This is a genomic window from Saprospiraceae bacterium, assembly GCA_016712145.1.
In the GTDB taxonomy this organism is placed as follows: Bacteria; Bacteroidota; Bacteroidia; order Chitinophagales; family Saprospiraceae; genus Vicinibacter.
The window spans coordinates 61,635-76,474 of sequence record JADJRO010000001.1 but is presented as its reverse complement, the minus strand read 5'-3'; the positions used below and the strand labels follow the sequence as shown (position 1 = coordinate 76,474).

Sequence of the window (14,840 nt, the reverse complement as noted above, 5' to 3'; positions counted from 1 at the left end):
AAATCAATACGCTTATAAAATGCCTGTAGATGCCATTTTAGGATTACAATGGGGAGACGAAGGAAAAGGTAAAATCGTTGACTTTCTGGCTGATAAATATCAGGCAGTCTGTCGTTTTCAGGGTGGTCCAAATGCAGGTCATACATTGTGGATTCATGGAAAGAAATTTGTACTTCATACCCTTCCTTCCGGAGTTTTCAGGACCAATACCTTAAATCTTATAGGCAATGGGGTGGTCATAGATCCAACTACCCTGGTTAAAGAATTGGATATGTTAAATCAGGAGATACCGGATTTAACCGATCGCTTGTACATTTCACAAAAGGCGCATCTGATACTTCCAACACATCGTTGGATTGATCTTGCGTCAGAAGTTTCGAAAGGCAAAAATAAAATTGGCTCTACGCTGAGAGGCATCGGACCCTGTTACATGGATAAGACCGGCAGAAATGGTTTGCGAATTGGCGATCTTTTGTCACCTGGTTTTAAACAAGATTATTACAACTTAAAAGAAAAGCATTTACAATTTCTAAAATTATTCCCAGAAACTGAATTCCCAATTGAGGCTGAAGAAACAAAATGGTTTGAATCCCTTGATCAAATCCGAACACTTCAATTGTGTGCCGGTGAATTTTGGGTAAACCAACTATTAAATAAACAAGCAAATGTTCTGGCTGAAGGTGCACAGGGCACTATGTTAGATGTTGATTTTGGTACCTATCCGTATGTCACTTCATCCAATACCATCGCTGCTGGAATTTGTACCGGTTTAGGCATTGCACCAAAAAGCATTCGAAAAATCATCGGCATTGCGAAAGCCTATTGCACCCGAGTGGGTTCAGGACCTTTTCCTTCAGAATTACTAGATGAGACCGGTGAGCGATTGAGAAAAGAAGGCAACGAATTTGGATCTACCACCGGAAGACCCAGGAGATGTGGTTGGCTTGATTTAGTCCAGTTGCATTACAGTTGCATGATAAATGGAGTCAGTGATTTATGCATAACGAAACTGGATGTCTTGAATTCATTTGAAGAAATCAAGTGGGTTGATTCCTATACATTAGATACCAATCAAACCACCCTTGAATGGCCATTTGATTTGCAGCAAATAAAAAATGTTAATACCTCTAGTGTACCCGGTTGGTTGCAAAATCTTGAACATTGTAAAATACCCAATCAACTGCCAAAACCAGTTACCGACTTTATCAATATCCTTGAATCAAAAACCGGTATCCCCTTATCGTATTTGTCTACCGGACCGGGAAGAGATGAGTTGATTTGTTTTTAATCAGGGTTTTGGTTCTGCTATAATGATGTACTGGTATTCTAATTTACGATCATCTGAAACCAACAAACGATACCCTGCATCCAATAAATTTTGTTCCACTTCAGATTGTGCCAGTCTGTTTTTTTGAGCCGGACCTATCGGACTTAACTTCTTTTTAAAATCAATTATCATTATTTTTCCACCTGGTTTAAATTTAGATTTTAAGTCTTTAAGATAATTTACCCGATTGGGCAAATACGTATACGTATTTGACATAAAAACGATATCGGCTTCGGCTGGTTGTAATTTTGGGTCATTGGGTGTAGCCAAACGCGCTTCAATTTTATCTTGTAAGTCCTGCTTGTAAAATTTAATTTCCTGATCCATGAGTTGAATTAATTCAGGTTCAATGTCTATCGCTATAACGTGTGCGGCTTCATAAATAAATCGAAATGAAAAATACCCACTACCGGCTCCAATATCTGCCACTGTTTTTCCTTCCAGAGATCCCAACATATGAATAACATCATAGGGCTTTTGCCATATGGTACGATCCCGAATATCTTCATCATTTGATTCGGAATCACCGATAGCGATGCTATCTGAACTATTTTTAAGCTTTTCGTAGGGCAAATGCTTTGGAGGATTTGTACACTGCATTAAATAAACCAAGCAGCAAACTCCGAAAATATATTTCATGTGATTAATTTAATAACTGGTTAAATAAATTCCCAAGCAATGCATTCATTTCTTCTCCTGAACATGTATAATGATTGATCAGAATGCTCACACAATAACGCGGCTTTGAATTTTCAGTAATATAACCAGCATACGTTTTTACACGTTCCATGGAGCCACTTTTAAGTCGAAGTCCAAAATTATATTTTTTGTTTAGACGAATCGCAGGTTTTAGTTTAGAATCTTGCAAAGCATCCGGTAAAAGTGACCAAAAATTAGTTAAGCCCGAATTAAAATCCAGCCAAAGTAAAAATTGGTTCATATGCCAGGCCGATAACATATTCTTTGGGGATAAACCACTTCCATCCTCTAATACAAAACCACCGTCATTTTTCCCAAACATTTTTTTTATCGTATTTTCAAGAATTTGAATGGCTTCTTTGCGATTCGTGGTTCCATTCAATTGATACCCTATTTGGTGCAAAAAACTTTCACAGTATAAATTTACTGATTTTCCTAAGGCCCTGCTGCATAATTTTACTAACTGAGGGGATTGAATCGTCATCACCGAGGTCGTATCAAATTGAATTGGCTCTTGCTCAGGTTCAAATCGAATGCCCCGGAGCATCAACGATTGTTTGAGTAAATTTGTAAACAGTTCTGCTGGTTTATTTAATGCCGAATACAAAATGATACTATCTTCATTGCAACACCGCCAATTACCCCGAATTTCTTGAAGGCTAGAACTTGAGCTTCCAATCACAAAGGCATCTGTTTCAATTTCTTCTTTCCAACCAATGAGCTTGGATCTATAAAAATTCTTTAAAACTCCCGGATTTACATAATCAATCTGACAAATACCTCCATCCTGTTCAGCTGATTTTAGAACAATCTTTGCACGGTTTTCCATGAAATTAAATCCAAAGCATCCTGCGCCATAATAGTTTGCTAAATCATAATATAACCACTCCGGATTTTCAGGAACATCGCTTACAAAATGTTCATCCACTATGATATCCCCTCGAATGGTTTTTATTCCATTTGCATTCAAATAGAAATAAATAGAATCTGCTATTCCCTCAAGTAAATGAACTCCTGGCATCAAAGGAGAAGCAAAACTTGGGTCAGCACTTCCTTTGAAGACTAAATTTCCATCAAAAATAGTTTCAGCTGATTTTTTACCAATCAGATAAACTGGTGTTTTAAATTGGAAATCCTGTCCTGCGATTTTAAGAACCATCGCACTGCTTAGTATTTTCTGAATGGATGCTGGGATCAGTGATCTTTGATCATCAAAAGAAGCGATGCTTTTTTTAGTTTTTAAATCATAAATTTGAAAACTGATACTGGCATTTTTTTAAAGTTCGTTATGGACAAATTGTTTTGTTATTTTTTTCAAATGCCTTTTAGAGTGTAAATTTTGTCCATGCGTTTCGATTGTAGAAAAACAAATAATACCTAAAAGCAGGACATTCCAGATGTTACAATATTGCATACTTTTCTTCTTCATATGCGAGATGAAACATTCCATCACCCACATTCACCAGGGGTGCATTGTTGTGACTTAATATAAATGCATCTTTGGATGCATGCATGCGGGTTTCCTTTTGAGCAAAGGGATCTGAAATGATTGCAAGCAATTCACCCTTACTTACAAAATTACCAGACTCTCTTCGATAGCTTACAATTCCACCTTCATGTGCTCGTTCCCAGCTTGCTTTTCTAAACAATCTTCGAATTCCTTGTGGCTTTGAACCTTGAGCCAGCATATTTGATTTGAACAATAGTTCCCTAATCAGTTTAAGACCTTGTTGAATAGAAAATGGATCTAATTTATTTGACTCTCCTCCTTCATAAATAATAATTGGTATTTTCATATCCTTGGCAATTTTACGCAATGATTTTGCAACCAATACTTTCTCAACCATTAAATTGAAATTGCATTTTAAAGCCAATGATTTAGCTTCTTCATGCTTAGATGAAAATCGAATTTGAGGATAGTTATAATGTTGTTCGCCCCCTGTATGAAAATCAATTCCAAAATCTACAAGAGGTAATATTTTTTTAGTAATAATTTTAGCAATCCGGGAAGCCAAAGACCCAGATCCCGTACCAGGAAAACTTCTGTTAACATCTTTCCCATCCGGTACATCCCGTGAAAAATTTATAAAACCAAAAATATTTAATAATGGAATTGCAATCACAGTACCTGCAGTCAGTTGGTGAAATAATTTTTCTGCAATGGCTCTTCTGATAATCTCAACACCATTGATTTCATCTCCGCGCATGCCCCCTAATAACAAAACGGTAGGACCAGGATTCTTGCTTCTGAATATATATGTAAAAATAGAAATCCGATTTCCAGAAGGCAATCTACCAGCATTAATTCGAACCAGTCCCGAACTGCCAGGAGGAAACTCCTGCCCTTGTAAGATAAATCCTGACATCAATTAAATTTAATAAATGATTTATTTTCTGACATTGCGTTCTATATAACTGATTATTTTTCCCGCAATATCGGCTTTTGTCGTTCCTTCGATCCCTTCTAATCCAGGAGAGGCATTGACTTCCAAAATCAAGGGTCCTCGGGATGCGCGCAGGATGTCTACCCCAGCAATTGACAAACCCAATAATTTACTTGCAGTGATAGCTGCTGTCCGTTCCTGATCTGTTAAATCTACCATCAAAGCTGAAGCACCCCGATGAATATTCGATCTAAATTCACCTGGTACTGCTTGGCGTATCATTGATCCAACAATTTCACCATCCACCACAAAAGCCCTGATATCAGATCCATCCGCGTCGGCAACAAATTCCTGAACCATCACATCTTGTCCTACCCGATGAAAACCTTCAATGACTGAAATCCCCTGATTTTTAGAATGCGATAATATTACACCCAATCCTTGCGTGCTAGATAATAACTTTATTACAGCTTTTCCCGAACTAATCTGATCGTAAACCAATCCAGCACACAAGTCCCCACCAGAAATGCCCGACTTTGGAACATCCAGACCTGCACGGCTCAATATTTGCATGCAATGCAATTTGTTTCTTGCTTTTAACAGGGCTTCGGAAGAGACACTGGTAAAAATTCCCATGGCTTCAATCTGTCGGATCACAGCTGCACCGTATTCAGTTGCTGAAGCCCCAATTCTTGGAATTACAGCATCTATAGGGCCAATTGGGTCTAATCCTACATAGAGCTGAGGGTTTTGGTTTTCAATAATCAAATTGCACATCAAGTGGTCAGCCACTTGTACCTGATGTCCTCGTCGGATTGCCGCTGAAATTAAGCTTTGGGTACTATACAGCGATGCGTTTCTGGATAAAATTAATATTCTCATTCCTTCGATTCCTGATTCTTTTCAACAAAATTAAAGGGACAAAATAGCCCATTTTATGATCGAATGGATTTAAATTCATTAAGAATTTAAAACATACTCACATGCCTTTTAGAAAATTCCATTAATTTGGAATTTTAATTGACATTGGCTATGGATAAGAATAAAAAGGCAGAATTTGGTTGGGTTATGTTTGATTGGGCTAACTCTTCGTATTCTTTAGTCATTTCTACGGCCATATTTCCCATCTATTTTTTAGACAACTCGCCTACATCCATTTCCATATTGGGTTTAGATTTATCCAATGCGTCCCTATATGCTTTTTCAGTAAGCCTTGCGTATCTGTTTATTAGTTTGCTATCACCCATATTATCAGGCATCGCTGATTACAGTGGATACCGCAAGCGATTTATGCGATTTTTTACCAGTTTGGGCAGCCTGGGATGCATGATTTTATATTTTTTTGATGGACCAGAAACCCTATGGATAGGCCTCTCCGGATTTTTGATGGCAACTGCTTGTCATGCAGGATCCTTGGTGTTTTATGATTCGTATTTATCGCATCTCGTTCCACCCGATCGTGCAGATAAATTAAGCGCAAAAGGATATGCTTTTGGATATATCGGTTCTGTCATCCTGATGTGTTTGAACATCGTTATGATACAACATCCTGATTGGTTTGGATTAAGTGATGGAAAGTATGCTGCCAGGCTTTCATTTTTAAGTGTTGGTATTTGGTGGATCGGTTTTTCACAATTTGCTTTTTTGTGGCTGCCAAAAGACCAACGGGATCCACAAAAAAAAATAAATCTCTTTCATGGCATTGGCGAATTAAGAAAAGCCTGGAATTTTACACGAAACGACCGGGATTCCAAATTTTATCTTTGCGCTTATTTTTTTTACAGTGCCGGAGTACAAACAGTAATTTACCTGGCATCCTCTTTTGCAAAAAAAGAATTGCATTTTGAATCTGCAGAGCTCATTCTGGTTATCCTGATTTTACAATTAGTTGCCATTATAGGCGCTTTAGTGTTTGCAATGATTTCACGTAAGACTCATAATCTTATAGCTTTGAAAATCATGATAGGAATCTGGGCAATTATTTGTGTTGCAGCCTATTTTGTAAATACGCAAATTCAATTTTATATTTTATCTGCCATGGTTGGAATGGTTTTAGGTGGTATTCAAGCAATTTCACGATCAACGTATTCAAAAATAATTCCTAAAAATCATCCAGATACTACCTGCTTCTTTAGTTTCTATGATTCGATTTATTACACTTCAATTGTATTTGGAACCTTCGTATTTGGTTTTATCAATCAATATACCGGAAGTATGCGAATCAGTGTGCTTGCCTTGTTTGTGTTTTTTTTAATCGCTGGAATCATCATACAAAATGTAAATAAATCTGCGGTACGACTTGCCGATTAACGCACGATGTATTCATAACAACCAATATCCGGTTTTAATACATCGCGCATTACACCATCCAAATCTGCATCAATCCCCGGAATGACGAGTGCTTTCATTTCAAGAACGGATAAGGTATCCGGATGAAAATCATTTTTTGAAATATCTTTAAAAAGACGGTCAAAGTTTGAATAAATTTCACATTGATCCGTATAGGATGCATTGAAATCCGGAAATACTTTGAATAATTCATCAATCCGAAATAGGCAATTTTTAAAAAATGGTTTAAATGCTGAACTCTTTTTCTCATTCATCCACAATTCATCCTGATCCGAACCTGTAATTACACAATTTTGGATTAATGCTTGAAGTGGATGTTCGTAGATGGTTTCACAAAAAGGAAAATCAATGCAACGTGAATTGCTCAGAAAGAGTGCTGGTTCTGTATTTCCAAAATTTACCAGGCTGCAATAATTGATTGCATAGGTTCCACCAGTTTCAAAGTTTATACTTGAAAGGCCTTGATTATAAAACAAACAATTTGTCAGTTTTACTGAAGCTGAGGAGGCATATACTCCATAGAGGCTGTTATTGTAGATTTTCGTATTTGAAATGTTACATTCAACGATGGAATCACAATAAACTCCAAGCAAATTATTTTTAATTTCTGCAAATTCAATTGAATTTCCTTTGCTGCCTTTGTCAAAAAATATTCCTGACCACTGACCGCTTGTGTTTTTATAGGCTGGTTCAAGTCTTACTCCTTCAAAAATTACAGGTCGCGCTTTCGTTCCAATGACTTGTAAGTTGGCATCTGCACCAATGATTAATCTGCCGTCATTATAAAAAACATCGGTTCCATTCGAATCCTTTGTCTTTGTAAGACCACCCCAAAAATGGACACGCGTTCCTTCCTTAATAATAAATGATCCGTGGTCAATATATACTACTCCATAAAATATATAAGGTTTGGGATCATCCCAGATTAAGCTAGCTCCTTGCAAGTCGATGACACCTGCTTGTCCTTTAAATACTTTAGAGGGAAAGTAATTTGCATTTTGACCAAAAGCAACTAAAATCATCCGGTCAGAATGACTATTGTATTCAAAAACAATGCTATCCAATTTTATATACGGACTAATTTCCGGAGGGTCATTTGGATTTACGCGTACTTCGCAAAAAAGGTAGATGCTATCTTCTGCCCGTATCTCAAGATTTGTTACATCATTCCCAGGTAAGCCGTCGATGTTAAAATTAAATTCAGATGGATTCGTACCCGGGATAAAGATTCTATTAATTCGAATTGACTGTTTATTTGGATTGTATATTTTCAGAATACGGGTTGCCGATCCGATGCTTGTAAAAACCGTATCAAAGCTCAGGGTGTCCTGTTCGAAGCGAAGCACGGCTTCTGGATCCTCAGTAAAATTTTCTTTATGACAGGCTCCTATCGACCAAAATAGGAACAAATAGGTACAAAGTAGTCCGGCAGCTCTTAAAATCCTTAGTTTCATAAAATCGCCTAAAGTTAGATTATAAAATAATACTATTTTTGCGCTTTAAATCTTACTCATGTCAGACAATAATACCTCCCAAAAAAGTGATTGGCTCTATTTCTTAATCTCAACTGCCGTCACCGTATTTTTATTGGTGTATTTCCCTGCATGGTTCTGGTTGGGGCTACCCTTTGTTTTAACCTATCTGACCAAGGCTTTAAAAGCCCTTTAGCTTCACTTGATTAAACGTTTCACTTCATGCATCCGGTAGTTGATGTAATTATACCGGCATTAAATGAAGAGCAATCCATTGGATTGGTAATTGAAGCCATTCCCAAAGAAGTTGTACGCAGCATTTACGTTTGTGACAATGGCAGCCAGGATGCTACTGTTGAAGTATCCAAGGCCCATGGGGCAAGCGTTTTGCATGCCAAACAGCGTGGGTATGGCTCTGCATGCAAAACAGGAATCCAGTATTTAATTGATCAAGGTCCGAATAGCTATCCAGACATTCTGGTTTTTGTGGATGGGGATTATTCAGACTACCCGGAAGAACTCTTAAAAATCCTGAAGCCCTTTAAAGATTCAGACATTGATTTGGTAATTGGATCCAGAGTCCTAGGAAATCCGGAAGCCGGTTCACTTGGCTTGATCCAGCGATTTGGAAATACCCTTGCCTGTTTTTTGATCAAAATGCTCTATAAATATGAGTATAGTGATTTGGGACCCTTTCGAGCCATCCGCTTTGCCAAATTATTGCAATTAAAAATGGAAGATCCGGATTATGGATGGACTGTTGAAATGCAAATTAAGGCTGCACGGAGTAAAATGAAATTTGGTGAAGTTCCGGTAAGCTATCGAAAACGTATTGGCAAATCAAAAATATCCGGCACAATTAAGGGCATTTTCGGCGCAGCTTCAAAGATTCTGTTGACAATATTCAAAACATATGTTAAAGGTTAAAATTGTGTTAAAAAATTTTGACCAACATGCGTTAAGGCTCCAAAGACCTTTTTATTTTTGCGATAGATATGGACAACTTGCAGATTTTTCTGATATGCGTTTATACCGCATGTCTTTTATACATAACCAGCTTTTCACTTCTTCAACTTAATTTGTTGAAGGCTTATCGAAAACAGAAGAAGAACAAAGTATTACTTCCGGAATTAACAGACACGGATTACCATCCGATGGTTACCATCCAACTTCCTATTTTTAATGAGTTGTATGTAATCGATCGTTTATTAGATAATATAACCAATTTAGATTACCCGAAAGACCGTATGGAGATTCAGGTCCTCGATGATTCTACCGATGAAACCAAAGAGCATGCTAAAAACAAAATTGCTCAGTATCAAGCACTTGGTTTTGACATACACCATATTCATCGGACCGATCGCTCAGGATTTAAAGCAGGAGCATTAAAAGAAGGCACCAAAGTTTGCAAAGGTGAATTTATCGCAATATTTGACGCAGACTTCTTACCTGAACCTGATTTTTTAAAAAAGAGCATGCCTTATTTCAATAATCCTAACATCGGTGTGGTTCAGACTCGTTGGGAACACATCAATGAAGATTACTCGCTCCTCACCAAATTACAAGCATTCCAATTAAATGTCCATTTTACAGTTGAACAAGCGGGTCGTTGCGCTGCAGGCCATTTTCTTCAATTTAATGGTACTGCCGGAATATGGCGTAAAACCTGTATAGATGAAGCGGGTGGATGGCAATCAGATACTTTGACTGAAGATTTAGACTTGAGTTATAGAGCACAGTTGAAAGGTTGGAAAATACAATACGTTGAGGATATCATTTGTCCAGCTGAGCTTCCCGCAGAAATGTATGGATTGAAATCCCAGCAATTCAGGTGGATGAAAGGCGGTGCAGAAAATTCCCGCAAACTGTTGCCTGTAATATTAAAATCAAATCTTCCTCTGGCAACCAAATTTCATGCATTTATGCATTTGGTGAGCAGTGGGATATTCTTAATGATCTTTTGGGTTGCCTTAATTAGTGTTCCAGTTCTATATGTGATGGATGATATGGAATTGAAAGCGACCTTTTTAGGATTTTGCCTATTAGGTACATTGGCAGTCATGTCCGTATTTTACGAAGCCAACAATATGATGTGCTGGAAAGAAAAAAATGTTAAACACCGCATCTGGAGATTTATGACCTTGTTTCCAACCTTTATGGCCATCTCCATGGGATTCAGTTTTCACAACAGCATCGCAGTATTAGAGGGCTATTTTGGAAAGAAATCAGCGTTTATCCGGACTCCCAAATTTAATTTAACCACCTTAAAAGATAAAATACTTCAAAACAGGTACCTGGTTCAAAAGATTACTTTGAAAACCTGGATTGAAGCATTCATTTGCCTGTATTTTATTTTTTGCTATTGCCTTAGCTGTTTATATAGAATATTATTCCTTTTTGTTGTTCCATGTATTATTGATGTATGGTTTTGGATTAAACTTTTATTATTCTGTAAGACATTTAAGTTTTAAATAATAGCTCGACTTTAATCCCTTTCATTTTTCATGATTCTTTACAATTAGAGCTTACCTACTTAGCCTATCAGCAATTTAAATATGCTATGTCCACCGCTTTGAAATACAAGGCTATCCGACTCCACATTAAGCCAACTGATTATTTGATGGTATCCATCCGTACGATTCATTGTATATTTATAAATTAGTTTGATCTAATTTATAAATGCTCATGATATTTTAGTTGTGATCCAGATGATCTCCGCCGCAATCCTTTATTGTATTTCTATTCTCTACGTATGCTATTATGCTCACCAAACAAACTGGCTATCTATAATTGGTCCCATTGCGATTGCAGGAATTTGCTTTGTCTATTTGTATAAACGCATTAATAATCAAAAGCAACTCAATCAAATTTTGATGCTTGTTTTTGCAACCAAACTGATTATCGTCTTTGCCTTTCCAAATTTGTCAGATGATATTTATCGTTTTAAATGGGATGGACTTTTGGTATCCCATGGCATAAATCCATTTATAAATACGCCCACCGAAGTTTTAAATCGATACACTGGAACCATAGCGAATGAACTAAACACACTCTACCCTCTTTTAAATTCAAAGGAATATCATACAGTCTATCCACTCATTAGTCAAGCAGTATTTGGATTTTGCAGCATGCTGTCTGGTGAAAATATAACTACGTTCAGCATGCTCCTAAAATGCGTTTACCTGATTGCAGATGTTGCATTGCTTTTCAGTTTAATTCAATTATTGAAAAGCTCTGGTTTTCAATCCAAGAAAAGCTTATTGTTTTATGCTAGCCCGCTTTGTATTGTTGAACTCAATGGCAACTTACATTTTGAACTGTTCTTAATTTTGTTTTTATGTCTTGCGATTTTAAATTACAATCAAAGTCACCTATTAAAGAGTGGTTTTAATTTAGGACTTTCAGTTATCAGTAAATTAAATTCATTTCTGTTTGGTATTTTATTTTTGAGTAAATCGGATTTCATCAAAAAGAATGTTCTCCTGGTTTTTGGTTTCCTAATTCCTTTGCTTGCAGCTGCATGGTTTATTTTACCCGGTATCAATGGCTACAAAGCAAGCCTGGGATTATACTTTCATCAATTTGAATTTAACTCCTTTTTATATGGCCACTTAACACATTACTGTGATGTAAATAAATTTTATGATGAAAAAAAACTGGTAGGTATCTATTTAATGATTTGCTTTATACTTTTAGCCATTTACTTAGTTATAAAATGGTGGTTTAATACACAAAGATCATTTAGTTTTAAAACTGCCTGGTATTTACTATTTAGTTATTTGCTTCTGAGCTCTACCGTACATCCCTGGTATTTAACCTTGCTTGTGTTTTTATCATGTTTCTATTTACCCTTGACTGGAATCAGCTGGAGTTATCTTGTGTTTTTTTCTTATACGCGGTATGATTCAAAATTTGAATTGTATGAACCGATATTGGTATTTATGGAATATTTCCTTGTAATAATTGTATTGATTTATGAACTTCATTCCAATAGGAAATTAAATCTGAATTTGACATAATATTTCGGCTGCTTATTGCATAGAAGAATGTCAACCTATCAGAGTTGAGGGTGTAATTGTATAAAAATAAAAAGGCTGTCTGAAACCAGACAGCCTTTTTATTTTATGAGAACTTATTAATTAATAAGTCCAAAGATCATGTTCTTTGTTTAAGATTTCGTTTTTGATTTTTTCAGATTCCAATAACAGTTTAACACCATCATTTTCACCTTTAAAAATATCTGATAAACGATTGTCCATTACATTGGATTCTTTTATGATAAAGCTTGAGAAGAAGCGTGAATCAAAAACATCTGCCCAGGTTCCTGGTGCTGCGTCATTTTGATCATTGAATACTTTCTCTCTTGACAAAAACATTCTTGCTTCAGGATAATAGATCCAAAACATGGGTAAGGTATATTTCAAATTTCCTGCATCATCGTATTCATCTTTTATCGGTGCAAGTCCAAGAACTCTGCACTCTAAACGCGATGTTTGCTTATTGAAATACCACATTTCTTTTACCCGATAGGTTTTGATATCGTTAAAATCGATATCTGATTTACGGATTTGAACGGTTTCAACATAGGTCTCCGGATCCATTACAACAACGGTATCTACCCGATGTAATAATTTATCCAGTTCTTCGCCGGTAAGAAACTTTTTAAAGTTGTCTTCGCGGAAAATTTTTATGTCACCGTTTTCAGCAGCTTGAATGAGGATCTGGAAAAAAGGCCTTACCGGATAAACAAATGGCAAGTTCATTTTCTCTCTAACATCAATAACCCTCCAGATTCTTTTATACCAAACGATATCGGCTTCGCGTATTGTTTGGTAATCCAAAATCCGCTGATCCTTAACCAGATTGCGAGCAACAATATCATCCAAATAACCGGAATCCTCTTCTTCTTCGCTGGCTTCCGTTTTTTCTTCTTCCGTTTGTGCAATCAAACTGATGTTGAAAGCTGCACAAAGCAAGAATACCAAGAATGAAATCTTAAACTGATTCATGAAAACTAATTTTATTTAATTTGAAAGGACATGTCACCTAAATCACGGGCAGCAGCATCTCCTGGACATCTTCCTTTAATTGATTCAAACAAATAACGGTCACCCGGTTTTGCTGCATTAATTAAAGTTGAAGCCTGTGGTGAATAGCGCCCCCCTGTATTGGCAACAATTTGTGCATCTTGTCTAGGAGCAACACGTACCAAGTTATAGCCCTGAATGGTACATTTTGCATCAAATTCAAAACCCTCCAACACTGGGATCACACCTTGCTGTGCTTTAAACACACCATTTGGCATTGCACCACCACGCTTATCGCTAAGCATTGGTATTGGAGTTGGAATTCTTTTTACACGAAATTTAAATCCAGTAGCCTGAAGTCCACCTCCACTTAAAGTAATGGTAGCTTCTCCAGGAGTGCTAACTGTAGCAATGTATTTACCACCACCCTGTTTGTTCATATTGATACCTCCACCGGAAGCAGCAACTGTTAGCTGGTTGGAAGGAATACCTGCAGCTGATATAGCAACTGGATTGTCAACACCTATATAGAATACGTTCATTTTTTCAGCGGCAACGTTGCAAGAACGTTCTCCAACTTCAAATTCAAACTCTTTACGATACGTATCTGTTTTATTGGTTACCGGATTTGTAACAGAAGCAACGGCAGTATATTTTTTAATACCGACATCACCTGGAACTGTTTTCCAAATGGCTTCCCCATCTGCACTTACCGTTAAGTTAGATCCGTTTACAGACAGACCTACTTTGGTACTGGTGCTTTTCGAAGTTGACGCAGCAAGTGCGATGGTCGTTTCGAAAGGTTCACCCTTAATCACATAGTTTTTCTTTGGAGAAGAGATTACCGTAAATTTATCAAGTACGACATCCTCACCACCTAATTTTTTACTAAAATGATTTAAAACAGCATTTTCAGATGATTTTGCATCATTAATAAATTTGGTAAAAATTGGTAAGCAAGCTCCAAGCGGCATTTGTTTAAATGTAAATTCTTCCCAACTGTGCTTGTTTTTGCTGTGCTTCCAAGTTTCATCATCAATATTTAATGAAATCTCAGCTTCCATACTTGTTCTTAAAGAGTCATCAATTAAAGACAAAAATTTGGTACGATATTCCAAAATTTTGTTTTTTAATTCAACACCCTTTTTATTATTTACCATTTCTCTTGTGGTAACGTCTTTATTCTTTTTGCCTTTAAGATCTTTGTGATCTCCTACAACGATGTAATCGCCATCATCCACAGAGCCATTTTTGTTACCTGATTTATCAATAAGGTCATCCAACACTGAATTTACATATTCTGTAAATTCTTTTCCATATTGGACTGCCATTGGAGCGCGTTCAGCAAATCGTGCGAATTCAGGTTTTGCTTTGGATCTTTTATCAATTGAAGGCACAAGTGCATCATTCGATTTATCTAATGCTGCATTGGAATCTTTAAGACTATTATTTACCAATTTAAATGCGTTGAAAATTTCGGCAGAAACGTTCAAAGCCAAGAGCGCTGTTAACACCAGATACATGATGTTGATCATGAGCTGGCGCGGCTGCTTAGGAATTGACATATTTTATTCTATTTATT

12 protein-coding genes and 1 pseudogene are annotated in these 14,840 nt (G+C 36.7%); 6 read left to right on the top strand and 7 right to left on the bottom strand.

Features of this window, described 5'->3' with window-relative positions; genetic code table 11:
- Positions 1 to 19 precede the first annotated feature (19 nt).
- On the top strand, positions 20 to 1,288 hold the full coding sequence (locus IPK91_00325) for an adenylosuccinate synthase (protein MBK8295746.1): 1,269 nt from the start codon (positions 20 to 22) through the stop codon (positions 1,286 to 1,288).
- On the opposite strand, the gene IPK91_00320 is transcribed toward IPK91_00325, so the two are convergent.
- The 4 genes from IPK91_00320 to IPK91_00305 form a co-directional block, all read right to left on the bottom strand.
- A complete protein-coding gene (locus IPK91_00320) occupies positions 1,289 to 1,966 on the bottom strand; it encodes a methyltransferase domain-containing protein (protein MBK8295745.1) in 678 nt (225 codons plus the stop codon).
- A gap of 4 nt (positions 1,967 to 1,970) precedes the next feature.
- Positions 1,971 to 3,290: a D-alanyl-D-alanine carboxypeptidase/D-alanyl-D-alanine-endopeptidase gene (dacB, locus tag IPK91_00315; protein MBK8295744.1), complete on the bottom strand. Its 1,320-nt coding sequence runs from the start codon at positions 3,288 to 3,290 to the stop codon at positions 1,971 to 1,973.
- 136 nt (positions 3,291 to 3,426) lie between these two features.
- The gene (locus IPK91_00310) at positions 3,427 to 4,392 is read right to left on the bottom strand and encodes a succinylglutamate desuccinylase/aspartoacylase family protein (protein MBK8295743.1); all 966 of its coding nucleotides are present in this window, start codon (positions 4,390 to 4,392) and stop codon (positions 3,427 to 3,429) included.
- 21 nt (positions 4,393 to 4,413) lie between these two features.
- Positions 4,414 to 5,292 (bottom strand): RimK family alpha-L-glutamate ligase, encoded by an 879-nt coding sequence (locus IPK91_00305; GenBank protein ID MBK8295742.1) that lies wholly within the window; start codon positions 5,290 to 5,292, stop codon positions 4,414 to 4,416.
- Positions 5,293 to 5,442: 150 nt separating this feature from the next.
- Between IPK91_00305 and IPK91_00300 the strand changes: the two genes are divergently transcribed.
- A complete protein-coding gene (locus tag IPK91_00300; GenBank protein MBK8295741.1) occupies positions 5,443 to 6,720 on the top strand; it encodes an MFS transporter in 1,278 nt (425 codons plus the stop codon).
- On the opposite strand, the gene IPK91_00295 is transcribed toward IPK91_00300, so the two are convergent.
- Positions 6,717 to 8,213, bottom strand: coding sequence for a right-handed parallel beta-helix repeat-containing protein (locus IPK91_00295; protein MBK8295740.1), 1,497 nt, complete (start codon positions 8,211 to 8,213; stop codon positions 6,717 to 6,719). The two genes, IPK91_00300 and IPK91_00295, sit on opposite strands and share 4 nt — an antisense overlap.
- Before the next feature lie 58 nt (positions 8,214 to 8,271).
- Here IPK91_00295 and IPK91_00290 point away from each other — a divergent pair, with 58 nt between their 5' ends.
- From IPK91_00290 to IPK91_00275, 4 genes and pseudogenes are all read left to right on the top strand, one after another.
- On the top strand, positions 8,272 to 8,427 hold the full coding sequence (locus IPK91_00290) for a hypothetical protein (GenBank protein MBK8295739.1): 156 nt from the start codon (positions 8,272 to 8,274) through the stop codon (positions 8,425 to 8,427).
- A 26-nt stretch (positions 8,428 to 8,453) separates the two neighbouring features.
- Entirely contained in the window at positions 8,454 to 9,158 is a 705-nt protein-coding gene (locus IPK91_00285) for a glycosyltransferase family 2 protein (GenBank protein ID MBK8295738.1), read from the top strand.
- 68 nt (positions 9,159 to 9,226) lie between these two features.
- Positions 9,227 to 10,706, top strand: a pseudogene (locus IPK91_00280) (glycosyltransferase).
- A gap of 233 nt (positions 10,707 to 10,939) precedes the next feature.
- Entirely contained in the window at positions 10,940 to 12,250 is a 1,311-nt protein-coding gene (locus tag IPK91_00275) for a hypothetical protein (protein MBK8295737.1), read from the top strand.
- A 120-nt stretch (positions 12,251 to 12,370) separates the two neighbouring features.
- Here IPK91_00275 and gldN read toward each other — a convergent pair whose 3' ends face one another.
- Both gldN and IPK91_00265 read right to left on the bottom strand, forming a co-directional pair.
- Positions 12,371 to 13,240: a gliding motility protein GldN gene (gene gldN, locus IPK91_00270; GenBank protein ID MBK8295736.1), complete on the bottom strand. Its 870-nt coding sequence runs from the start codon at positions 13,238 to 13,240 to the stop codon at positions 12,371 to 12,373.
- An 11-nt stretch (positions 13,241 to 13,251) separates the two neighbouring features.
- On the bottom strand, positions 13,252 to 14,823 hold the full coding sequence (locus tag IPK91_00265; GenBank protein MBK8295735.1) for a hypothetical protein: 1,572 nt from the start codon (positions 14,821 to 14,823) through the stop codon (positions 13,252 to 13,254).
- Between the last annotated feature and the right edge of the window lie 17 nt (positions 14,824 to 14,840).